This is a genomic window from Pedobacter sp. MR22-3, assembly GCF_026240075.1.
Taxonomy (GTDB): Bacteria; Bacteroidota; Bacteroidia; order Sphingobacteriales; family Sphingobacteriaceae; genus Pedobacter.
Genome location: NZ_JAPIVF010000001.1, coordinates 109722 through 133740, shown reverse-complemented (window position 1 = coordinate 133740; position 24019 = coordinate 109722). Strand labels below are relative to the sequence as shown.

The following is a 24019-nucleotide window of genomic DNA, read 5'->3' as shown; positions in this document are numbered from 1 at the left end:
AGTCGTTAAATTATTTATTTCACTAGCGTAAAGGGTACATACAAGCCAAAAGTGATATTTCTGCCTGTGTTATAAACGCCCAGATTAGGGTTTTCAGAACTCAAACGTCCTGGCTTATATCTGCTTAAAGCATCATAATATTTCTGATCAAGCAGGTTATTTGCTGATACAGAAAGCTTAACAGGTTGTTTGCCTAATGTAAAGGTTGCGCCAATGCCTGCATTTAGTAGAGTATATCCGCTCGTTGGCGTTTCAAAAGTTTCATCCACGCGATTTTGTTTAAACGCAGAGTTAATGCCAACTGATAAGTAAGCATCATTTGTCCCTTTAAACTTAGGCTCAAAACGAAGTTCGTTTCTCAATGTTCCGGCAGGAATAAAAGCCAAAGGCCTGTCTAAGGTACTATTATGTGCATGAACATAGCCAAAAGTATTTTCGAAATGAATAAAGGGAACCGGATGGATGGTTAAGCTTGCTTCTGCACCGTATAAGTTGGCATTCACCTGGCCATAACGGTAAACAGGATATTGGCTGCCTTCTGAAATGGTCGTTTCGCCATTGGTTGAAGCGTAAATAAAATTTCGGATATAGTTGTTGTACACGCTGGCACTTGCACTAATGATTTTACCTTCATATTCTAAAGCAGCATCTACCTGATAACTGCGTTCTGGACTCAGGTTCGGATTACCAACTTCATAACGGAAGGTTCCTTCATGTACGCCATTAGAAGCCAGTTCTGCCGGATTAGGTGCACGGAAAGCTGAACCTGCATTGGCCTTAAAGTTTAATTCATCATTAAATTGGTGGGTAAAACCTAAAGCACCACTTACATTGGAAAACTTATTCTGGAAAGGAGCAAAGCGTTCTTCGCCATCTACAAACAATTGTTTGCCATTGTTTTTACGATAATCATAACGGGCACCAATACTGAAAGTATTATCTTCCCAGTTCTTTTTGGCATAGGCAAATACACCTAAACCATAAGTATCGTAATTCGGAATTAGAAATTCATCATTGGCTTTATTCTGGCTGTGTCCGGCATCTGCACTTAAACCAAAAACAGGTTGCCATCCATTGGTTTCGTGGATGTAGTACTTCAAATCAGCATTATATGTTTTCAGGTCAAAGAATAAAGATGGACTTGGCCCGTCTTCCAGTTCACGACGTTGGTTTTGCTGGTAACCAAAATCTGCCTTTAAATTACCATTGCCCAGAATAAAGTTATTATTTAACGCAATTTTAAAATGTCTGATGTCCTGACGTGGATAATCTAAGCTGCGGCTTTTGAATTCAGAATTTAAAAACGGATCTCCGTTTTCCTTTACAAAATTTCCATTGGCATCCAGAAACGGATCATAAAATCCAATGTTATTGTGGAAATTGGAAACGTTCAGGTGAGCATATCCCCAGCTTTTATTCAGTCCGACCATACCACTAAAATCCGTTTCATTGTATCCTGAATTTGGGAAGTATCCGGTAGGTGTTTTAAAAGAATAAGCATTTTTGTAGGTGCCACGGGCTCTCCAAACAAAGCCATTCTCATTTCCGGTCAACATTAAAGAGTTAGCTGTTAGGCCATTATTGGTAGAATAGTTGCTGATCAACTCCCCTTTTACCTGTCCATCCGGAGCTGTACTTGGCTCCAGTAAATTAATTACGCCACCTAATGCATCCGATCCGTACATTAATGAAGCTGCTCCGCGTAAAACCTCCACACGGTCTGATTTAAACTGATCAATTTCAATTCCGTGTTCATCTCCCCATTGCTGGCCCTGTTGTTTAATCCCGTCATCTAAAGTAACAATGCGGTTATAGCCCAGCCCTCTGATGACTGGTTTTGATATAGAAGGTCCGGTGGTAATTTGTGATACCCCTGGAATTTTAGTCAATGCATCAATCAGGTTAGTAGATGGTGCCAGTAACAGCTCCTTATCTAATACAGCCGATGATGCACTGTTTCGTTTACTGGTACTGCTGATGATGCTACCGGTAATAACAATTTCCCTGGTTTCTATTGCTGTAGGCTGCAAGGCGAAAGTTAAATTGGATGGTTCAGCAAAGTTTACGATTTGTGTAGCTGTTTTGTAGCCAATAAAATGAACTTCTACCAGATAACTTCCCTTTGCAGGCAGGTTATTTAAGGTAAATTCACCAGCTGTATTGGTCACAGCAGTCACTTTTAAATCGGGGATATAAATAGATGCACCCGGCAATGCCTGATTGTTGCTGGCATCTGTTACTTTTCCGGTAATGTCTTTTAAAGTGGCAGCGAAAACCGTACTGCTGAATATGGTATATAGAATCACTAAGCCAATAAGCTGTAATTTTTTCATTGTTTTGTTTTTATAATAAATATTATGAATGGCCACCGAAATATTTCATCAGGGCAGATTCAAAACGATTTTAATTCGTAATAATGGGAATAGCGAGTTAAAAGCTTAGAAAGCCTTGCTCAGGTATTAAATAATATAGAAGGGATGTACCTTTCAGGAAATCAGGCTAAAGGCGGACCGCGTAAGCTGGTGCTGAGTAACTGGGTATATGAACTCTTGAGTACGGGCTCTTTCCGGCTAAAAATGGTAGCAGAAAGAAAAATGCGGTAAACCTGATGGGTTTGCACATAATCCTTTTCAAAACTGGCATTACAAACTAAGCAGGTATCGCTATGTGCCTGAACGTGGGTCAGGTGATGGCAGTTGACTTCCTTCTTAGAAACAGGAATTTCCTGGTGATGGTGTAAAACGCTCCATGGCGTTAAGGCAATAGCAAAGGTAAACAGCATAAATGCTGAAAAATATTTTCTAATATTTTGCTGATGCTTTTTCAATGGCTCAAAAGTAATAAATTATTGATCAAAACAATATCTTTGAAAAGTAACATTGATTATATGTCCATAATGATCAGATTTTCGCTGGCTTAAAGGCTTAAACATGAAATTAGTTAAGAGAAATAGTATAAATATTTTGTTTTTCATGCTTTTGCTGACGATTATCTTCGTTCCTGACGCGAAAGCATTTCTCCTGCGTAGTTTGATGACTATCGGATTTTACACACCCGACCCGGTAAAAACGGTTTCATTGGCTTCTGATTTGGATGGGATTAAATTTAAAGATATTAAAGGCAAACTTGTTGACCTGGGAGATTTAAAAGGCAAGGTCATTTTCCTGAATTTTTGGGCCACCTGGTGTCCGCCGTGCCGGGCAGAAATGCCCTCGTTGCATAAATTATTTACCCAATTTAAAAATGATAAAAATGTGGTTTTCATTTTTGTAGATGCGGATGGAGACCTTAAAAAATCTGCTAAGTTCATCGCAGACCGCCAGTATGAACTACCCGTATATGCCTTCGCCAGTGAAATCCCGAAACAGGTTTTCGAAAGTGCCTTGCCCACAACCGTAATCTTTGACCGGCAAGGCAGATTATCATTCCGGCATGAGGGAATGGCAAATTACAACGATCAAAAGTTCGTAGACTTCATTAATAAACTAAAGAACACCAAATAGCCTTCTTTCCATGAACTGTCCATTATCAAGAAATTTGACCTAATAATATTTATTTGTGATATATGTAGTTGACTACGTATATTTGTGTTATAATTTTGATAAATGCAAAACAAACTTAAAATTGAACGGTTAGATAATCATTTCTGTGAAGCGATTATCGGGTTAATTCTGCCCATTCAGCAAATAGAATTTAAGGTCGATATCGATTTAGCTGCCCAACCTGATTTATTGGATATTGAGGAATATTACGATGGTTCTGGAGGAGCCTTTTGGGGAGCGATATTAAAAGGCGAACTTATTGGTACCATTGCTTTAATTGCGGCACCGAACCATCATTCGGGTACCATCAGGAAGATGTTTGTTAAAAAAGAATTTCGTGGGAAAGAATTAGGAGTAGCGCAGACTTTACTTCAAAACCTTTTAACCTTTTGTGAAGATAATAATTTGCATGAAATCTATTTAGGAACCGGGGATATCCTGCAAGCAGCCTGTCGTTTCTATGAACGTAATGGGTTTAAACCCATCGCAATGGAAGATTTACCCGTTTACTTTCCGCGGATGCCCGTTGACAATGTTTTTTACAGCCTTCATTTAAAATCTGTTTAATGGAACAAAATGTAATTGATGCTTCTGGTTTATTGGCGATATCTACCCGCTTGCAAAGGCTAAGTGATCAGATCCGCAAAGATGGTTTGCTGATTTATAAAGCATTCGGGATAGATTTTCAGCCAAAATGGTTTCCTGTATTATATACCTTATATAAAAAATCGACGATGAGCGTAGTTTCCCTCTCTGATGAAATTGGTTATGCGCACCCTTCAACCATTAGTTTGTTAAAAGAATTGGAGAAGGAAAAGTTAATCCGGTCTAAAAAAGACAAAGTAGATACGCGTAAGCGCCTGATTGAGCTTACTGAAAAAGGAACTACCCTTCTTTCTGCCATGGAGCCCGTTTGGGAGGTGATCATTAAAGCCACAGCAGATATTACCAATACGCAAAATAATTTAATGAAAGCCATAAACGAGGTTGAAGCAGGCTTAAAGGAAAAGACTTTTCTACAAAGGGCGGAAGTTTATATTAAAAAATAATAGAATTCCGAATGGTATAATGATGGGATGACGGAGAAGGTTAACCAATGATTTTACTATTTTTGCCGCTATGATCTCATTTTTCGAAGCTTCGCTGAAACAACTCTCCATTCACCATACCGGTAATAAACTGGTTGAAGAATATTATAAATTATCTGATGCTCCGCTCAGGATAGATGATGAAGTTTTGAGCAATTTGTTAATGCAATACTTTCTTAAACCCTTTGAAAAAGTAAATGAGGTTTACCACTTCTTTCATCCTAATGATAATTTAAACCTGAATGAGGTTTATCATTTTGCACACGAAATTTTTGAGAACACCGAACTTTTTCATGAAGATTCTCAGCAGCTGGCCAAATATTTATATGATGTGGCTAACCACCCGAAAATAAAATCGGGAGAAATGTATGTGGCCTACTTTGAAAAAGTGCAGATTGAGGGTGAACAGTTAGACGTACTCGGGATTTTTAAATCAGAAACAAAGGATACTTACCTAAAGGTTTTTCCAAAAGATGATGGCTTTAACATGAGCTATGAACAAGATGCCATCAGCATCAATAAACTGGATAAAGGTTGCCTGATTTTCAATACTGAAAAAGAAGAAGGTTATAAAGTAGTGGTTCTGGATCAATCGAAGAGCAGCAACGAATCTGCCGTATACTGGAAGGATGAGTTTTTAAAACTAAAAATCAGGAACGACAGTTATAACCAAACCAATAATGTTTTGGGGGTTTATAAAAACTTTGTCACGCAGAAGCTGGATGATGATTATGAAATCAGCAAGGCCGATAAAATTGATCTCCTCAACCGCTCCATGAAATATTTTAAGGAAAAGGAAACTTTTGATATCGAAGAATTCGGAAACGAAGTAATTGGGAATGCTGAAGGAATTGAATCCTTCAAAAATTATAAAAAGAATTATGAAGAGGAATTTGAATCACCCATTGCTGATCATTTCGAGATTGCAGAATCAGCCGTGAAGAAGCAAGCCAGGGCCTATAAAAGTGTGCTTAAGCTGGATAAAAACTTCCACATTTACATCCACGGCAATAAAGACATGATTGAAAAAGGTTACGATGATGATAAATCGATGAATTTTTATAAAGTGTATTTTAGAGAAGAAGAGTGATAGGGAGTCTTTAGTCATTAGTCCGGAGTCCAGGCGGGATAAGTTTGGCGTTCGGAGTTAAGCGTTTGGAGTTTTGGGCGTAAATAGACTAATAAATTCAAGCAAAGGATTAACCTAACCCTTTAACCTCATCACCTCATCTTTAAACTATTGAAAGTCGGTAATTTATTCCGGCTGATGAAGTTTTGATGGGTTGTGTGCCTGGAAACTTCGTCAGTTTTTCGAGCAGCAATCTAAACATCAAAATACTTGTAATCCTTTCAGGTCAGTGAATAGGCTTAGGACTCCTGACTAAAGACTAAATCCGCTGTTGTGCTTTCAAAGCCAGGTACTGATTAATCACGTTCACGGTCAATTTTTTCGGTGGTGTAAGTACGGAAAGAATGCCATGTTTATTCAGATCTTTAACCATTAACTTTTTCTCATAGATAAATTTTTCGGCAATGGTTTGGTGGTAAATACCCTCTATATCTTTTGCCGGTTCGGTACTCAATGCTTTTAATTCCGTGTTTTCAAAGAAAACCACCAAAAGCAAGTGATATTTAGCTATTCTCTTTAAATAGGGAAGTTGTCTTTGCAATGCGGATAAACTTTCAAAGTTGGTGAAAAATACCAGTAGTCCACGTTGTTTCACGACAGTCCTTACCGAACTATACAAAACTTCGAGATTGCTTTCCAGGTATCGGGTTTTCTCTTTATACAAAACATTCATGATGGTGCCTAACTGAGAAGATTTACGGTCGGCAGGAACGATTGCTCCGATCGTCTCTGATATGGTAATTAAACCTGCTTTATCTTCTTTCAGCATGGCCACTTTAGATAGTGCCACACTGGCGTTAATGGCATAATCCAGTAAGCTTAAACCTTCAAAAGGCATGCGCATCACCCTTGATTTATCAATCATGCAATAAATGTTCTGGGCACGTTCATCGGTGTAAGTATTCACCATTAATGCGCTTTTTCGCGCAGTAGCTTTCCAGTTAATGGTTCGGATATCATCTCCGCCAACATAGTTTTTGATTTGATCAAACTCACTGCTTTGGCCAACTTTTCTTATTTTTTTAATGCCAAATTCTGTGAGGTAGCGCGAAACAGCCATCAATTCATATTTACCCAGATGGATAAAGGAAGGATAAACGGGCAATACTTTAGCACCATCAAAATTATACCGTCGATTGATTAAACCAATGGGTGATGATATGAAAATCCTGATAAAGCCAAAATCATATTCCCCGCGTTTGGTAGGCCGAAGGTTATAATGAATGGATTTAATGGCTCCAGGCTGCAAACTTAGTCTGAAATCTTTATTCCGCAGCTGAAACTGAAATGGAATTTCGTCTATTACACGAAGCTTTATTTTAAAGCCATACTTATTTTTAACCTCAATCTGAACGGGATTTTCATCGCCATTGCTTAAACGTTTTGAGGTGATTCTTTTCGCTTCAATCCCTTCTGAATTTCTGTACTGAATCAAGATATCGATAAACCATAATATCAATAGCACACCTAATGCTATCTCTGGAATTTCGCCCAGCCAGGAGAAAAAGAACCTCAGCAGGAAAAGTATAATGCAAAATCCCAGTGCCGCAAACAGCCGGTCTGTCAGATAAAGGTTTGTATAATATTGCTGAAAGAATTTTTTCAAAACAGGATTGACGGTTTAATCGGTTAACATTTTTTATGAACTACCTGGGTACCTCTATCTTTTTAATAATCTGGTGAACGATGTCGCTGGTAGTTAAACCTTCCATTTCTTTTTCAGGTGAGAGCAAAATCCGGTGTGCCAGCACAGGTACAGCTACTGCGATAATATCGTCAGGTGTTACAAAATCGCGGTTTTGAATGGCTGCCAGTGCTTTAGCACTATGCACAATCGCTAAAGATGCCCTTGGCGATGCACCCAAATATAGCGATGGATTGTTCCGGGTTTCATTTACAATTTTAGCAATGAACTCCAGTAATTTCGGTTCTACAAACAGACTCCGGATGATGGATCTGGCGTCCTGAATTTGTTGGACTGATAAAACCGCTTTAACATCTGCCGCCAGGCTTTTATTTACCAACGTGTGCTGCGCCATTAAAATAGCGGTTTCTTCTTCCAGAGAAGGATATTTAACTTCAATTTTAAATAAAAACCGATCCAGCTGCGCTTCAGGTAAACGGTAAGTTCCTTCCTGTTCGATAGGGTTTTGGGTAGCCAGCACCATAAAGGGTTCATCCATCAGGTAAGTTTCGCCATCAATGGTAACCTGCCGCTCTTCCATTACCTCAAACAAAGCCGATTGTGTTTTTGCCGGGGCACGGTTAATTTCATCCACCAGAATGATATTTCCGAAAATCGGACCTTTTCTAAATTCGAAGTCACCGGTTTTGGTGTTAAATATTGGTGTTCCCAATACATCTGAAGGCATTAAATCCGGTGTAAACTGCACCCGCGAAAATTGTGCATCAATGGATTTGGCCAGTAGCTTTGCGCTCAATGTTTTGGCCACTCCCGGCACGCCTTCAATCAGGATATGTCCATCAGCCAGTAGGCCAACAATCAGAAAGTCGATTACTTGCTTCTGTCCGACGATGATATTGCCCAACACATTTCTGATTTGATCTACTGCTGCGTTTAGTACGCTTAAATCCGTGCGTGGGTTAAATTGTTCCTGCTCCATTGCGTTGCGTATTTTGATAAAACTGTTCTATACTTTGGTTTAAATTAATAAGTTCATGGTCGCTTAAATTCGCCATGGCAGGCATATTCATCATATACCGGGTTAGGGTTTTAGCCAATGGTTCATTGATGCCTGTTTTCTCCATCATCAGCTTAGCGAAATTCGCATCAATTTCATTCGTTTTGATATAATACCTGGATCGTAAATATTCCAGAAAGTAATTCATTTTCTTCATGGCAATATCCTGATTGTTTCTTTCATGGTAGTAAACACTGCCTACTACGTTTACAAATTCAACTGATGTATTTGTCATCGGATCTACAACAGGAATAATGCGTTGTTTGCGTTTGATTTCAAAAAGTACAAAAATAATCAGGCTGAAGATGGTCAGGTAATAAGCCCACTTCAATTCGGGATGTGCAAAAAATACCCTTAAAACATCAGTAGTTTCAGTTTTCTTTGCAGAGAAATATTCATCCAGAATGACTGTTTTCCTTTTTTGAAGATAACTCAGTGTCTTCGCACTATACTCTGCACCATATTTATCCAGCAATACAAAATTTGTATAAAACCCGGGTTCTGCAATCAGAAACAGTGATCCCTTACCAAAGTTAAAGCGGATAAAATTAGGTTGCTGACTGGCATTAACGCCTAAAACTATCGTTTGCTTTGCATCAATATTGCCAAAATACTGCGTACCTATACCGCGTTCAAAGCCATAACTGGCGTCGGTTTTCAAATTAGGGTTGGTGAAATTTAGCGCACTGCCATTTCTGGAGATGGTGCCGGCAGTATTGAAATTTAAGAATTTTTCGAGTTTTCCAAAATCATAACTGGCAATAAACAAATCATTCCCGGCCTGCATATATTTTTTGATCTGTTCGAACTCATATTTTTCGAAATTCACATTTTGTGCTACAATGATATAGGCAGATTGATTATACCGGCTGTTTTTAAGGGTATTGTATATGGTCTGCTGCGTTGCCTTTACACTCGCATTGGGGATGATGTCCTTTATTCTATGGTGAAGAATATAAGTGCCGTAAGGGATTTTATCAGTAGAAAGATAGGTTGGCTCCCAATTGGTAGGTACGGGCTTATTGTACTGCGCCATTAAATAGGCAAAAATCAGTATTAATCCGAGCGCGAAGTAAATTTTAAAGCTCCTCATTTTATCTGGTTGTTAAAATGGTTAAATGATTGCTTTATCGGCTCAAATTTTTGTTCGTCTATGGGGAAATCTCCATACCAGATGTAATCAAACTGAAGGGTTAACTGGCTAAAATCATTCTTTAGTTCCGGTTTGCTGATTTCCGTTAAATAATTGTAATTGGTTTTATCTGGTTGCCATTGAATCAGCTGGGCATCACTCAATTTTTTTAAAGCCCTTAAATACAGCAACCTCACGGCAAGCCGGAATTTACCCTCGCTTATTAAGCGATGTAGTTCTTTATCGTAATCTATTTCATGAATATTTTCGTTTAAAACGTCGTATGGTAAAATGGTTTCCAGCGGTTTTTTGCTGAAGATATTTTTTGCACCGATCATTTTAATAACCAGAAAAGCCAGTAAGGCAATACCCAGGCTAATAAAGAAATATTTTGACACTGAATTAGATGCTGCGCCAACAAATATTTTGCTGATCATTTTCCAGAACCACATCCAGAATCTTTCCCAAAGCGAGAGTTGCTGGCCTTCAATCTGATCATACTGAAATTCCTTTTGCTCTTTGTAATCGCTGATGGCACGTTTGTCGAACTTCGATGGCGTAATCTGGCTGCTATCGATTTTCATCTCCTGTTTCTCCTGCTTTGGTTTAGCAGCATGAGCCTGGGCTTTGCTGATGACCGGCATAAAAAAGAGTAAGCCAATAAGAAGATAATGGAGCAGAAATTTCGACATTTTAGTATTCTTCTGGGCGGGTATCAATTGGTTTTTCTGAAGTTCCGAAATTTGAGATTCTTTCCATTAAACCTACATTTTCTTTTTCCTCAATTAAATTAAAATACATGAGGGTAATGGTAATCACGGGCACAATCGTAAATACCTGGCAAAGTGACTGCAGTACAGTACTGATCAGGGTTAAGGTTAATGACATGTGTACTCCTTTACTGGAAAACATTCCGATCATACCAAATAGTGTGGTGGGCAATACAATCATACTCATACAGGCGTAAATAATAATCCACACCACAATTAAAGTTCCGAAAGTAATCCAGAAATGATCTTTGATGAGTTTAAAGCTCCTGCCGAAAGCATAAGATAAAGAGGCATTCTCAATCACCATAATCGGAAACATCAGGGCCACAAACGGGAAAAGGTAAAAACCAGGAACGAGGCAAAAGATAAAGCCTACCAGCACCATCAGCAAGAGTAAAATGGAACTGCCAAAAACCCTCCAGAAATAATATTTGAAGAATCCCCAAACTTCTTCCGTAGTGGGTGTTTGATTCCCCTTTTGTACATAAATAGCAAGGTAAGAAAGAATAGCCACCGTCATGCTGGCGTAACTGGCTAATGAAAAAATTATAGAAAGGAAATATTCAATTCCGTACAGTCCGAGTCCGGGCGAACTAGCTCCCGTACCCATGGTGTTGATTACGTTAACCGTTTTATATTGCTGCATTAACATGGTAGACATGCTGGCCAGCACAAACAGCCCGCAAAAGATAAAATAAGTTTTAATCAGTGGCTTAAAATTTTGCCGCATAAAGGTGAAGGTATCATTAATAACCTGACCAAAATCCCTTCGTTTTTTAAATTCAATATTTTCAGTCATATGAGTTGATTAGCGTTTGTTTATGATTAATTTTTGATGGATAGATAAAAACATACCAGATGATAAATGTAGCTGATGATAACAAAATCATCAGGCTGATGGCCATTGGCATTTCGGTATGGCGGGTCACAAAACTTTCAAAAAAGGCGGCTACAATAAAGATTGGGATCAGGCCCAGTACCATTTTTAATCCATTTTTTGCACCTTTTAAGGTAGATTCCATTCTGGTATAGGTTTTAGGGAAGAGAAAACTATTTCCCAAAACCAGGCCGGCAGCTCCTGCCAGAACGATGGCAGAAATTTCCAGGGTTCCATGAATCCAGATCACCAGTACCGACTGTAAACCCAGTCCTTTGCTAAAAAAGAAATATTGGAATGAACCCAGCATAATGCCGTTTCTAAATAAGGAAACAACAGATCCGAATGAAAAAATAATGCCCAGTACAAAGGTGTAAAGCGCAACATAAATATTATTTGCGCCTATTTGTAAAAACATCAGGAATTCATTTTGCTGTTTGTAAACCCCAAAGGGATCACCTTTTGCAATATTTTCATTGGTCATGTTTACATAACCATCGCCCATAATCAGGCGTACAAAAGTATCATCATATTTAGCAGATAAGGCACCAATGGTACATGAAATTAAAAAAAAGACCAGGGCATACAGAATCTGTTTTCTATGAAGGAAAAAGATAAGCGGAAGTTCTGTTTTCCAGAAATGGAAGAATCGGGTTGATTTTTCTTTCTTGTTTTTATAAACCGACTGATGCAGTTTGGAGGCCAGCCCGTTTAAATAAGCTGTTGTTTTAGAGTTGGGGTAAAATGTTTTAGCATAAGCCAGATCATTGGTTATTTCTATAAACTGATTGGCCATTTCATCAGGATTGGCATGTTGTGTCGCTTCAAAGCGTTTCCATTTTTCTGTATGCTGTTTAACAAATAATGCTTCTCTCATTTAAATGGCTATCCAAATCCCGGGTTAAAATAGTTAAATTTTAACAGATACAAAAAGCGATCCATAACATTAGTTTGCCGCAATAGAAAAAAACTGATTGCAGTTAAGCACATTTATCCTTAAAAAAAATTATGTTTGAAATATGGATACCATCAAAATCAGTACCGCCCAGAATATAGATATTGAATATGAAATTGCCGGTTTGGGCGAACGGATTGCTGCACGGTGTATTGATCTGGCTGGTTTTGCGGTACTTTATTTTCTGGCAACCATTATCGGGTTAATTGCAGCTTTCAGCCTGTCGTCAACTGGTTTATATGTCGTACTGATTTTATATGTAGTGATGATTGTTTTTTACGATTTGGTTTGCGAACTGTTCATGAACGGACAAACCTTCGGTAAAAAGGCATTGAAAATAAAAGTCATCAGCTTGGATGGTAGCCAACCTACCTTTGGGCAGTATCTTCTAAGGTGGTTATTCAGGATGGTCGATTTTGGCATTCCTTTCGGTTGGGGAGTAGTGGCGCTGATTGCTGTGGTAGTCACTAAAAATCACCAGCGCGTTGGGGATATTCTGGCAAAAACCACACTTATTAAAACGAAACCCCGCACCGAAATTCAGAATGTGGCATTCAATTTTAGCCTGCCTGATGAATATCAGCCTGTTTTTAAAGAAGTGCTCCACCTGAACGATCGTGATATAGAATTAGTTCATGAGGTGTTAACCAGTTATTACCAAACCGGAAACCCTGAGCTGATTTATACTATGGCTGCCAAAACCAAAGCACATATTCTGGTTAATATCCCTACCGGGATGAATGAATTGCAATTCCTGGAAACGGTGTTAAAGGATTATAGCCACCTGACTTCAAACATGAGTGTTTAACCAGCTTATTGGATAAACATTTTGTAGATATAAGAAATCATAACGAAATTCCCTACAATCAGCATAAGTGTTTTAAGCACCAATGATTGATGTTTGACCGGAAATTTATACAATATTCCGGCTGTCAGGAAAAGAAATATTAGTGGAATCGTTGGAGGATAAAGCATCCAGCTGGTTTCAAAGTCACCTTTGCACAATGCAATCAATGATCGTTGAAAACCACATCCGGGGCAATCAATTCCCGTCAGTGCTTTAAAAGGGCAGGTTAATAAATGATTTTGCAGCCAATCAAAAAAGCTGATTGAGCTGCAAAATATAAATGTCATTGTAATCAATTGAGTTTAAACATTACCCTGACCATCATTCGGATTTTGTTTATTCCCGAAAGGATCATTAGGGTTGTTGAACGGATTATTTGGAGTATTAAACGGGTTGTTCGGGTTATTGAAAGGATTGTTTCCGAAACCACCGTTTTGCGCTTCAGCTGCAGATGGGCCTAAGTATTTAGCATCTCCAAAACCTAAAATTGGCCAGAAAATGTATGGAAATAGAAGCATTCCAACAGTAAAGCCTTCTGATTTACCAAAGCTTTTGCTTACCAAATTGTATAGCCATACGATAAAAACAAAATTTACACAAGGAAGGATTAACCAAAGCACCCAGATCATTGGTTTTCCAACAATTTCAATCATTACAATAAAATTGTAAATCGGAATGATTGCCGCCCAGCCAGGTTTCCCGGCTTTCTCAAATACTTTCCACATACCAACCACCCATAGTACAATAATCGCCAGGTATAAGATGACCATACCCGTACCAATTCCCGCGGCTATTCCGCTTGCTTCATACTCATTCATAATTTTCTGTTTTTTTAAGGTTTTAGATTTAAATAGTTAAACTAAAGTAAAATTTTTATTTACAATTACCTAACTATTTGTCTGATTAGTCCAGTGCTTTTAAAACCTTTGGGGATAATTCAGCAGCCCAGCTGGCATACATTTTACCACTGGGATGTAAGCCATCTTTAGCTACGAGCCCTAAATCTGTAGCTGCATTTCTTGAAGCAGGTGTAATATCGGTATAACTCACGCCAGCCGCCAGCGCGATAGATTGATTAACGGCATTAAATGCATCAATTTCTTTAGCAATGGTGTTAATGTCTTTACCTGAACCTTTTCCAAAAGGAGTACTACCCCAATCGGGGATAGAAACCACAAAAACACGATCTTTTCTCCCGCTGGCAAAAACAATTGTGTTTTGTAACAATGCGGAGAACTCTTCTTTATAACGCTCAATCGGGTAACCTCTATATTGATTATTCACCCCGATTAATAGCGTAACGAAGTCATATTTTTTTTGAATATCAGCCTGCTTAATGGCGCTTTGCAGTTCATCGGTAGTCCAGCCCGTTGTGGCAATAATTCTTGGAGATGATACATCTAAATTTTTTGCGCTTAATAAGTCTTGTAGCTGAAAAGGAAAGGATTCCTGTGGTGCCACAGCTTCGCCAATGGTATAGGAATCACCCAGGGCCAGGTAGGATAGTTTTTCTTTAGGTACAGGCGTGGTTTGATCAGTAGATAACATGCTTTTTTTTGTAGTGCTAGCCCAAGTTAGCAAAGAAAATAAAATAACCGAAAACAAAACTTTCATGCTCTTATGTACGCAAAACCAATTACAGGGGTTTTGAAATGATCAGGATTGTTTTTGGATGTAGTTATATGAGTTTCATTTTAAAAAGATCAGCAATGTGCTGCTTCAATTTACCCTTTACCGCTTCCATATCCAATTTATAGCCCAGTTCTTTTTCTAAAGATGTCACTGCTTTATCATCAATACCACAGGGTACAATGTTCTTAAAATAATCCAGGTCTACATTTACATTAAAGGCAAAGCCGTGCATGGTTACCCAGCGACTACAACGAACGCCCATTGCGCAAATTTTTCGTGCTTTTTCATTGTCTGCATCCAACCATACACCGGTATAGCCCGGGTAGCGACCAGATTCAATACCATAATCTTTTAGGGTTAAAATAACAGCTTCTTCAAGCGTGCGGAGATATAAATGGATATCGGTAAAAAAATTATCCAGGTCAAGAATCGGATAACCCACAATTTGCCCGGGCCCGTGATAGGTAATGTCTCCGCCACGGTTAATTTTATAATAAGTAGCTTGTTTTTCTATAAGACCGTCTTCATCCAGTAATAAATTGTCTGGATGTCCGCTTTTACCTAAAGTATAAACATGAGGGTGTTCGTTAAAAATAAGGTAGTTAGGTGTAGGCAATTGCGTACCATTAACCCTGTTTTCGGTTTTCAGGGCTACCGTTTTATTCAGCAGGTTTTCCTGCCTGTCCCAGGCATCCTGATAATCGGTTAAACCCCAATCGATAAATTGGGTAGGTACCCGTTTAACTTCCAGGGCTTTTTCTTCCAACTCACTCATTTTTATCAAATTTTACGCTTTGTTTACCACATAACCCAGCATATAACCGTCATTAGTTTTAAAGTAATTAACCGTTAATTCCCTGGTGCCTCCCGGTAACTCCACCAGGGCATTTAAATTTCCTTCAGCCTTTAGCTTAAAAGGTTTAATATGAATATCTCTTTTAAATTCGAGTCCTTTTTTGCCATGCCATTTATAGATGGCTTCTTTGGCACACCAGGCTACATAGAGGCCTTCTGTATTGTTGCCAATTTGCTTCTGGGCAAGTTCAATGTCGCTCAGAAATTTATGTTTAATGCTTTTAATCTTATGTTTAATCAGTTCAATATCTACACCAACGGCAAATTCCTTACTAATGATCACTGCAGCATAATCATAAGAGTGACTTAATGAGATCTGATAATCAGAATTTACCAGGTAGGGTTTGCCGTCTTCATCGAACTGGCAATCAATATAATCGGCTGTATTGAGCATTTTCCGCAGCAAAAGCCGCGTACTTAGCCAATGCAAGAGCCTTTTGCCATTATTGAAGGAAGAAATAATATCGCGTTCGTGTTGCTTGAGTTGGAGGCCAGCCAACATTTCTTCCTCGGTTTCTTCAATTTTCCAGATGGCCAGAACCGAATGGTCATCAAGATTTTTATTATAAACTATTGGCATCTATAAAATTGGAGATTGGCATGCAACATTATCTTAATTTATTAATAATTTAGGCCAAAAATACGCATAAAAATGATATTATCTGACAAAAGGATATTGGAAGAAATTGATAAGGGTACCATTATCATTGAGCCTTTTAAACGCGAATGCCTGGGAACTAATTCATATGACGTTCATTTAGGCAAATACCTGGCTACATACAAAAGCCGCATTTTAGATGCAAAAGCACATAATGAGATCGAACATTTTGAAATCCCGAAGGATGGTTATATCCTCCATCCCGGTACGCTGTATTTGGGGGTAACCCTGGAGTATACCGAAACACATAGCCATGTGCCTTTTCTCGAAGGAAAAAGCAGTACCGGCCGGCTGGGTATCGATATCCATGCTACCGCTGGTAAAGGGGATGTTGGTTTCTGCAATACCTGGACTTTGGAGATATCAGTTGCACAACCGGTTAAAATTTATGCCGGCATGCCCATCGGGCAATTAATCTACTTTGTAGTGGAAGGAAACATTGAAACCATGTACAATACAAAGGGCAATGCAAAGTATAATCATAAAACAACCCGTCCCGTAGAAAGTATGATGTGGAAGAATAAGTTCTAAGCTAAAATTCATAATACCTTCATTATTATATGCCTTGAGTTTTGTACCTTGAGGCATATTTTTATTATAGCTTTCTTAAAATGAAATTAAGCATCAGGCTCGTTCTCAGTTTTCTGTTGATAATCCTTGGCTTTTCAGCCTTTAAACTGGACGATGATCCGTTTACACAGCTACTGAAGAAGCTGGAAGATTATACCAACAAATATCCGCAAGAGAAAGTGCATCTTCATTTAGATAAGCCTTATTACGCCATTGGCGACGATATCTGGTTTAAGGCCTATGTTTTGGATGCCAAATCTTCGGCACCATCAGCCTTAAGTGAAATACTTTATGTAGAGTTGATTAACGAGAAAGATTCTGTTAAAAAGCAGCTGAAACTGCCTGTAGTGGGTGGCATTACCTGGGGGGATTTTAAACTTGCTGACACGCTTTCTGAAGGCAATTACCGCATCAGGGCTTATACCAATTACATGCGGAATTTCGGCACAGCCTTTTTCTTCGACAAAAGTATAAAAATTGGAAATAGCTGGGCAAATAAGGTTTTCACTGACACACAATACGATTTCAAAAGAGAAAATAATACGGATAAAGTTACAGCAACCATTCATTTTGAGGATAAAGTAGGTTTAGCTTATAAAAACAGTGAGGTAAGTTATGATGTACAGCTGGATTATAAATCAGTTGAAAAGGGAAAAACAAAAACGAATGTAAATGGTGATGCCGTAATTACTTTTGTAAATACAACGGCAAATTCAAATAAATCAGGGAAAATTATAGCCACCATTACGCTGGATAATAAGCAGAAAGTGGTAAAATCAATCCCCATTACATCTACTTCAAATGATGTTGATGTTCAGTTTCTGCCCGAAGGTGGAAATTTAATAGAAGATTTGCCGCAGAAGATCGCCATTAAAGCGGTAAATGCCGCTGGCCACGGTGAAAATGTAAAAGGAACAATCGTTGATGATAAAGGGGCGGAAGTCACCGCTTTTGAAACCACATACCTTGGGATGGGCAACTTTATTTTTAATGCCCAGGCCGGTAAAGTATATACCGCCAAAATCAAGTTTGCCGATGGTTCTTCAAAGGATATTAAAATGCCGTTAGCGCAAAAAAGCGGTTATGCCATTGCGATTAATAATTTAGATACAGCAAAAGTTTCCCTTAAAATTATGTCAAGTGCTGATTTGGTTAACGGAGCAGAGTTAAAAGTAGTAGGACAGCAAGCCGGAAATATATGCTATGTATCTAAAGCAAAAATGGATAAACAGGTGCTGATGGCTTACATACTGAAGAAGAATTTACCAAGTGGCATTGTACAATTCACCCTTTTCTCCGCTACTAATGAGCCTGTATCTGAAAGACTGATTTTTGTGAAAAATAAAGCAGATCAACTGGATATCGCTTTAAATACGACAGCAGTCTCAAACAATAAAAAGGCAAAAACAACGGTAACGTTCGATGCTACAAATCAGCAAAAGCCCGAGGTGAGCAGTTTCTCTGTGGCAGTTACCAATGCCAGTAAAGTTGCTCCTGATGAGGACAATGAGACCAATATTTTAACCTCGTTCCTGTTAACTTCAGACCTTGCCGGCTATGTGGAAAAACCAAACCATTATTTTTTAAAAGATGATGTTGCTACACAAAAAGAACTCGATAATTTACTGCTCACACAGGGATGGAGAAGATTTTTATGGAAAAATGTGATCAGTGGAATTGGTCCTTCCATAACATACGGTGCAGAAAAATCTTTAGCCATATCCGGTACCATTATGAAGGGAAACAAACCGGTTGCCGGTGGAAAGGTGATGTTAATGGCTACTAAAGGTTCAACTTTTATCATAGATACGGTAACCAATGCAGAAGGTAAGTTTGTTTTTGATCACCTGAGTTTTGGAGACAGCACCAAATTTGTGGTACAGGCCCGCACTAAAACAGAGCGGAAATTTGTAGATATTAACATCGATATGGTGCCAGGTCAGGTGGTTACAAAAAGCAAAAACAGCCCTGATATAGAAATCAATGTCAATAACAGCCTGATGAAATACATTAAAGAAAGCGATAACTACTTTAATGAAATGACACGTTTAGGCTTATTGGGCAGAACCATTAAACTGGATGAAGTGACGATTACAGAAAAGAAAAATCCGGCTAAAAATTCAGCTAATTTAAATGGTGCAGGTCGTGCAGATTTTATCATAACCAGTGAAAATTTATCAACCTGTATTACCTTATCGCAATGTTTGCAGGGCCGTTTGCCAGGGGTGATTTTCAGGGGAAGTGTGCCATACCTGATGAGAAGCCAGAATACGCCCATGTCAATTGTTTTGGACGGTATGCGGGTAGAATCCGAATTTCTGGATAATATCGTTCCGAATGATGTGGAATCTATAGAATTGTTAAAAAGTATCGGCAACACGGTAATTTATGGTTCGCAAGGCGGGGGCGGTGTGCTGGTTATTACCACTAAAAGAGGCGGGGGAACATCCAATTACAACCGTTATGCACCTGGAATCGTAAGTTTAAATCCAAAGGGATTCTCGGTTTCGCGGGTGTTCTATTCTCCACAATATAATGAGGATGCAACAAATAACAAAGATTTAAGAACAACTATTTATTGGAATCCTCAGGTCATCGCACAGCAGGATGGAAAAGCCAGGTTTGAGTTTTACAATGTTGATGAACCCGGATCATACCGAATGGTCATTGAAGGTTTAGATGCCTCCGGTCATCTGGCAAGAAAAGTGTATACTTATGAGGTTAAATAAATAAAAATAGATAAATTTGGTTATTATGCAAGCATAGTTTATTTTTTCAGTGCTTGATGTTCAAATCCTGATACTATTAATATGAATACAATTAAAGTAAGTGTAAAAGACCGTCTGGCTACCATTACCCTCGATAAGGGGAAATCAAACGCACTGGGTCGGGAATTAATTTCCGAACTGGATGATATGCTTAAAAATATTGCTGCTGATGACAATATCGGTGGTGTCATCTTAACCGGAAAAGCACCATTTTTTTCTGCAGGTTTAGATTTAGTGGAACTTTATGGTTACAATGAAGCCGAAGCAAAATCATTTTTTCAACTCTTTTTTAAATTTACAGCAAATCTGGTGGCCTTTAAAAAGCCGATGGTTGCCGCAATTAGTGGACATAGCCCCGCAGGAGGTTGTGTAATTGCTTTGGCCTGCGATGCAAGAGTAATGGCTGAAGGTCAATACATCATCGGACTGAATGAGGTGCCTGTAGGCATTATCGTTCCGAATAGCATTTTTCAATTGTATTCCTTTTGGATTGGAAAAGGAGAAGCTACCCGCAGTTTATTAACAGGGAAGTTATTTAGTCCGGAAGAAGCTTTAAAGGTTGGCTTGGTTGATGAGCTGGTTAAGAATGAAAGCCTGCTTACTGCGGCTGAGCGGAAAATTAAAAAGTTTATGGAACAGGAAAGCAATACCTGGTCGCAAAGCAAGCTCAATATCCGTGAAGAATTAATTGCAACGATGACTGCCGATCAATCTGTTACGTTAGAAAAGATCTTGGCACAATGGTGGTCACCTGGTACAAGACATATTTTAGAGACCATTCTGGCCAATTTACAGCGTAAATAGCCTGGATTTGAGGTGTTTGGTGTCAATGATTGATTCCCCACCTTGGCAATTTACCAGTGCAAACAATTTAGCGATTAAACAATCTCAAAAAACAACTCACCAAAACTCACCTCACCAACTTACCCTCATATGTTAAACTACAACTCACCCATGCTCAGAGAAGATGCTTTAAAAGGAAAAACCATTGTCATTACCGGTGGCGGAACAGGTTTGGGGAAAGCAATGGGCATTTATTTTCTTAAGTTAGGTGCTAACCTGGTCATCACCAGCCGGAAGCAGGAAGTTTTGCAGAAAACAGCTGATGAGATGGAAGAAAAAACCGGCGGAAAGGTGTTAGCTGTTGCCTGCGATGTTCGTGATACAGAACAGGTAGATCATGTACTGGCGAAAACACTGGAACGGTTTGGGTCTGTTGATGTATTACTAAATAATGCTGCGGGAAATTTTATTTCACCTACAGAGCGTCTGTCAGCCAATGCTTTCTCCTCAATTATTGATATCGTTTTAAAGGGTACCGTAAACTGTACTTTGGCTTTCGGGAAACACTGGATCAAAGAAAAGCAAGCGGCTACGGTTTTAAATATTGTAACCACCTATGCCTTCACCGGTTCGGCCTATGTAGTGCCTTCTGCCTGTGCAAAAGGTGGTGTTTTGGCATTAACCAGATCGCTCGCGGTAGAATGGGGAAAGTATGGTATAAGAACAAATGCTATTGCGCCAGGACCATTCCCAACAAAGGGCGCATGGGAAAGATTGTTGCCTGGCGATTTAGCTAAAAAGTTTGATTTTAAAAACAGGGTACCACTTAAAAGGGTAGGGGAACATCAGGAACTGGCTAATCTTGCTGCCTTCCTGGTCAGTGATTTTTCTGGCTATATTAATGGGGAAGTGATTACTATTGATGGTGGTGAATGGCTTCAGGGTGCCGGACAAATGAACGGCCTGGAAGCCATTCCAAATGAAATGTGGGACATGCTGGAACAAATGACCAGAAGCGCTAAAGGAAGTTAAGCTTTATGACTAAAGCGAAAAGCTGAAAGTTTATTTTTATGTGTGGTGAGGAAGAGATCTGATTTCGGAAAAATGGACTAAATACTTACCTCCCGATACTTAAATCTTAATACTTTATACTCATATACTGATACGCACATCTTGCTGCTAAAATATTATCTTTGCCCATATGAATATCTTACTTTTAGGTTCAGGCGGCAGAGAAAGTGCATTTGCCTGGAAAATGAGCCAGTCTGCGCACTGCGATAAATTAATTATTGCACCCGGAAACGGTGGTACCGGAATTTATGGTACTAATATCAACATCAACGTAAATGATTTTGATGCCATAAAAAAGATTGTTCTGACTGAAAACATCGGATTGGTGGTAGTTGGTCCGGAAGAACCTTTGGTAAATGGTATTCATGACTTCTTCCTGGCTGATCAGGCCATTGCACATATCCCGGTTATCGGGCCTAAAAAGGAAGGTGCAATTTTAGAAGGAAGCAAAGATTTTTCTAAGCAATTTATGGAGCGCCATGGTATTCCAACGGCCGCTTCAAAATCTTTTACCCCCCAAACTTTAGCAGAAGGTTTAGCCTACCTGGAAACGCATGCATTGCCTGTGGTTTTAAAGGCCGATGGTTTGGCTGCGGGTAAAGGGGTTCTGATTTGCACAGAAACAGTTGAAGCTCAGGAAGAGTTAAAATTAATGCTTGGTGGTAAATTTGGTGCTGCCGGTGCAACTGTTGTGATCGAAGAATTTCTAAGCGGCATTGAACTCTCCGTATTTATTTTAAGCGATGGCGAACATTATATCACCCTGCCTTCAGCGAAAGATTATAAAAGAATTGGCCTGGCTGATACCGGCTTAAATACAGGTGGTATGGGCTCAGTTTCTCCCGTTCCATTTGCCACGCCTGATTTTCTGCAAAAAGTTGAAGAACGCATTATCAAGCCTACTGTTGAAGGCTTAAGAAAGGATCATATCGATTATACAGGCTTTATTTTCTTCGGATTAATTAAAGTAGGTGATGATCCATTTGTAATTGAATACAATGCCCGCATGGGAGATCCGGAAACCGAAAGTGTTATTCCCCGCATTGAGAATGATTTAGTAGAACTATTCCTGGCAACGGCCAACAAACAGTTAAACCAGGTTGATCTGATTATTTCCGGGCAAACGGCTGCAACTGTAATGATTGTTGCCGGTGGCTATCCTGGAGAATATTTAAAAGGCAAAGCCATCAGCGGCATTGAAAACCTACGTCATTCCACTGCTTTTCATGCTGGAACGCTTTTAGATAACGATGTCGTAAAAACGAATGGCGGCAGGGTAATTGCCATTACCAGCTTGCAGGAAGATTTATTTACTGCTTTACAATCAGCCACTGCTGATGCCGGTAGAATTTACTTTGACGGGAAATATTTCAGGGAAGATATCGGATTCGATTTAGTTTAACCCTTTAAAATAAAATACCCCAACTACCCAGGTCATTCAATTTAAATCTGTGTAGTTGGGGTTAGTTTTGAAGCCGAAAAACTTATTTAGACTTGCTTCCCAGTAATTCCTGAAGCTTATCCTGTAAGGCCTGCTCTCTTAATCCTTTTGCTATAATTTTTCCAGTAGGATCAATCAGGAAGTTTGCCGGAATGGATTGAATGCCATACATTTTAGCCACCTCGTTATCCCAGAATTTTAAATCTGATACCTGAGTCCAGGCTAGTTTATCGTCAGCAATGGCCTTTAACCAGGCTTCTTTTTTGCCTGGACGATCTAATGAAACGCCCAAAACAGTAAATCCTTTATCCTTGAATTTATTGTAAGCAGCTACTACATTTGGATTTTCCTGACGACAAGGACCACACCATGATGCCCAAAAATCAACCAGTACGTATTTACCTTTAAAATCTGATAATTTCACCGGTTTGCCGGCAGTATCTGCTTGTGTAAAATCCATCGCCATTGCACCAACAGCAGTTTTTCTTCCAGCTTCAAATAACTGTGTAAGTTTTTTACCGGCAGGGCTTGATTTTAATTCTGGTGATAAAGTAGAAAATGCCTTCTCTGCGGCGGCTGCCTGATCAGGGTCGCCAGATAATTGACCGATGGCACTTAAACTGATATATGATTTTGGATTTGCATTTGCAAACTGTAATAAAAGTGGTGTTAAGCCTGCAGCTGCTTTATCATAGCGGGCGCTTAAAGCTTCCATTTTTTCTTTGTTCTGTTTTTCTTCAGCAGTATAGCCATTGTATTCTGCATTAATCGCCATCAGCTGATCATTCACGGGCTTTGTCAATGCCTTTAATTTCTTTGCATCATCATTAACAGGCGAACCACTGATGGTTGCGTTTTTTAGAGAATCTGCAGCAGCTAGCTTGATGTTTCCTGGTTCTACATAGATAGATAAACCATCTAGTTTTTCACCTTGTGCCGGACGGTTAACATAAGGGTTCTTATTCAGATATAAACTTCCTTGTGCCGGGCTGGCAACTGTTCCCTTAAATGCAAAAGCACCATTGGTTACCGTAGTAGAATCGGTAATGTTTTTGCCGTCATTCTGATAAATCAAATAGATTTTATCGCCGGTTTTCAGGCTTTTAATTTCGCCATTCAACGCAAATGGTTTTTGCGCAAGTGCTGCCAGTGGCAATAATGCCATCGCAGAAAATAGTATTTTTTTCATAAGTTAATTT

At 39.1% G+C, this 24019-nt stretch carries 24 protein-coding genes; 10 read left to right on the top strand and 14 right to left on the bottom strand.

Annotated features, from left to right (window positions below; all coding sequences use genetic code 11):
- Positions 1-14: 14 nt before the first annotated feature.
- Positions 15-2333 (bottom strand): TonB-dependent receptor, encoded by a 2319-nt coding sequence (locus OQ267_RS00595; RefSeq protein WP_265834517.1) that lies wholly within the window; start codon positions 2331-2333, stop codon positions 15-17.
- Between the two features lie 161 nt (positions 2334-2494).
- Positions 2495-2827, bottom strand: coding sequence for a hypothetical protein (locus tag OQ267_RS00590; protein ID WP_088299640.1), 333 nt, complete (start codon positions 2825-2827; stop codon positions 2495-2497).
- Positions 2828-2930: 103 nt separating this feature from the next.
- Here OQ267_RS00590 and OQ267_RS00585 point away from each other — a divergent pair, with 103 nt between their 5' ends.
- The 4 genes from OQ267_RS00585 to OQ267_RS00570 all read left to right on the top strand — a co-directional run bounded on the left by OQ267_RS00585 (position 2931) and on the right by OQ267_RS00570 (position 5720).
- The gene (locus OQ267_RS00585; protein ID WP_265834516.1) at positions 2931-3503 is read left to right on the top strand and encodes a TlpA family protein disulfide reductase; all 573 of its coding nucleotides are present in this window, start codon (positions 2931-2933) and stop codon (positions 3501-3503) included.
- Positions 3504-3605: 102 nt separating this feature from the next.
- On the top strand, positions 3606-4109 hold the full coding sequence (locus OQ267_RS00580; protein WP_265834515.1) for a GNAT family N-acetyltransferase: 504 nt from the start codon (positions 3606-3608) through the stop codon (positions 4107-4109).
- Positions 4109-4591 carry a MarR family winged helix-turn-helix transcriptional regulator gene (locus tag OQ267_RS00575; protein WP_088299637.1) on the top strand — a complete coding sequence of 161 codons (483 nt, stop codon included), beginning with the start codon at positions 4109-4111 and terminating at the stop codon, positions 4589-4591. The genes OQ267_RS00580 and OQ267_RS00575 overlap by 1 nt, the downstream gene beginning before the upstream one ends.
- 70 nt (positions 4592-4661) lie before the next feature.
- Entirely contained in the window at positions 4662-5720 is a 1059-nt protein-coding gene (locus OQ267_RS00570; protein WP_265819153.1) for a nucleoid-associated protein, read from the top strand.
- A 298-nt stretch (positions 5721-6018) separates the two neighbouring features.
- Here OQ267_RS00570 and OQ267_RS00565 read toward each other — a convergent pair whose 3' ends face one another.
- Genes OQ267_RS00565 through OQ267_RS00540 form a run of 6 tightly spaced genes read right to left on the bottom strand, consistent with a single transcriptional unit; the run spans position 6019 to position 12117 of the window.
- Positions 6019-7365 (bottom strand): DUF58 domain-containing protein, encoded by a 1347-nt coding sequence (locus OQ267_RS00565; RefSeq protein WP_265834514.1) that lies wholly within the window; start codon positions 7363-7365, stop codon positions 6019-6021.
- Positions 7366-7405: 40 nt separating this feature from the next.
- Entirely contained in the window at positions 7406-8383 is a 978-nt protein-coding gene (locus tag OQ267_RS00560) for an AAA family ATPase (RefSeq protein ID WP_088299634.1), read from the bottom strand.
- Positions 8364-9554 carry a DUF4350 domain-containing protein gene (locus tag OQ267_RS00555; protein ID WP_088299633.1) on the bottom strand — a complete coding sequence of 397 codons (1191 nt, stop codon included), beginning with the start codon at positions 9552-9554 and terminating at the stop codon, positions 8364-8366. Before OQ267_RS00555 ends, OQ267_RS00560 begins: the two co-directional genes overlap by 20 nt.
- Entirely contained in the window at positions 9551-10285 is a 735-nt protein-coding gene (locus OQ267_RS00550) for a DUF4129 domain-containing protein (protein WP_088299632.1), read from the bottom strand. The genes OQ267_RS00555 and OQ267_RS00550 overlap by 4 nt, the downstream gene beginning before the upstream one ends.
- A 1-nt stretch (position 10286) precedes the next feature.
- Positions 10287-11162, bottom strand: a complete 876-nt coding sequence (locus OQ267_RS00545) for a hypothetical protein (protein WP_088299631.1) — start codon at positions 11160-11162, stop codon at positions 10287-10289.
- Positions 11155-12117 (bottom strand): stage II sporulation protein M, encoded by a 963-nt coding sequence (locus tag OQ267_RS00540; RefSeq protein WP_265834513.1) that lies wholly within the window; start codon positions 12115-12117, stop codon positions 11155-11157. The genes OQ267_RS00545 and OQ267_RS00540 overlap by 8 nt, the downstream gene beginning before the upstream one ends.
- A 142-nt stretch (positions 12118-12259) precedes the next feature.
- Between OQ267_RS00540 and OQ267_RS00535 the strand changes: the two genes are divergently transcribed.
- Entirely contained in the window at positions 12260-13003 is a 744-nt protein-coding gene (locus tag OQ267_RS00535; RefSeq protein ID WP_265834512.1) for an RDD family protein, read from the top strand.
- 5 nt (positions 13004-13008) lie between these two features.
- On the opposite strand, the gene OQ267_RS22410 is transcribed toward OQ267_RS00535, so the two are convergent.
- The 5 genes from OQ267_RS22410 to OQ267_RS00510 form a co-directional block, all read right to left on the bottom strand.
- Positions 13009-13329, bottom strand: a complete 321-nt coding sequence (locus OQ267_RS22410; RefSeq protein WP_265834511.1) for a DUF2752 domain-containing protein — start codon at positions 13327-13329, stop codon at positions 13009-13011.
- Between the two features lie 15 nt (positions 13330-13344).
- Positions 13345-13860, bottom strand: coding sequence for a DUF5684 domain-containing protein (locus OQ267_RS00525; RefSeq protein ID WP_265819147.1), 516 nt, complete (start codon positions 13858-13860; stop codon positions 13345-13347).
- 85 nt (positions 13861-13945) lie between these two features.
- Entirely contained in the window at positions 13946-14590 is a 645-nt protein-coding gene (locus tag OQ267_RS00520; protein ID WP_265834510.1) for an SGNH/GDSL hydrolase family protein, read from the bottom strand.
- Between the two features lie 130 nt (positions 14591-14720).
- Positions 14721-15449 (bottom strand): lipoyl(octanoyl) transferase LipB, encoded by a 729-nt coding sequence (gene lipB / locus OQ267_RS00515; protein ID WP_088299625.1) that lies wholly within the window; start codon positions 15447-15449, stop codon positions 14721-14723.
- A 12-nt stretch (positions 15450-15461) separates the two neighbouring features.
- Positions 15462-16109: a 4'-phosphopantetheinyl transferase family protein gene (locus OQ267_RS00510; protein WP_265834509.1), complete on the bottom strand. Its 648-nt coding sequence runs from the start codon at positions 16107-16109 to the stop codon at positions 15462-15464.
- 72 nt (positions 16110-16181) lie between these two features.
- Between OQ267_RS00510 and dcd the strand changes: the two genes are divergently transcribed.
- The 5 genes from dcd (at position 16182) to purD (ending at position 22781) form a co-directional block, all read left to right on the top strand.
- Positions 16182-16718, top strand: coding sequence for a dCTP deaminase (gene dcd / locus OQ267_RS00505; RefSeq protein WP_088299623.1), 537 nt, complete (start codon positions 16182-16184; stop codon positions 16716-16718).
- Between the two features lie 80 nt (positions 16719-16798).
- Positions 16799-19486 (top strand): TonB-dependent receptor plug domain-containing protein, encoded by a 2688-nt coding sequence (locus OQ267_RS00500; protein ID WP_265834508.1) that lies wholly within the window; start codon positions 16799-16801, stop codon positions 19484-19486.
- Between the two features lie 81 nt (positions 19487-19567).
- Complete coding sequence (locus tag OQ267_RS00495) at positions 19568-20329, top strand: enoyl-CoA hydratase/isomerase family protein (RefSeq protein WP_265834507.1); 762 nt, start codon at positions 19568-19570, stop codon at positions 20327-20329.
- Between the two features lie 129 nt (positions 20330-20458).
- A complete protein-coding gene (locus OQ267_RS00490; RefSeq protein WP_265834506.1) occupies positions 20459-21340 on the top strand; it encodes an SDR family oxidoreductase in 882 nt (293 codons plus the stop codon).
- Between the two features lie 169 nt (positions 21341-21509).
- The gene (gene purD / locus OQ267_RS00485) at positions 21510-22781 is read left to right on the top strand and encodes a phosphoribosylamine--glycine ligase (protein ID WP_265834505.1); all 1272 of its coding nucleotides are present in this window, start codon (positions 21510-21512) and stop codon (positions 22779-22781) included.
- A gap of 82 nt (positions 22782-22863) precedes the next feature.
- Here purD and OQ267_RS00480 read toward each other — a convergent pair whose 3' ends face one another.
- A complete protein-coding gene (locus OQ267_RS00480; protein ID WP_265834504.1) occupies positions 22864-24009 on the bottom strand; it encodes a TlpA disulfide reductase family protein in 1146 nt (381 codons plus the stop codon).
- Between the last annotated feature and the right edge of the window lie 10 nt (positions 24010-24019).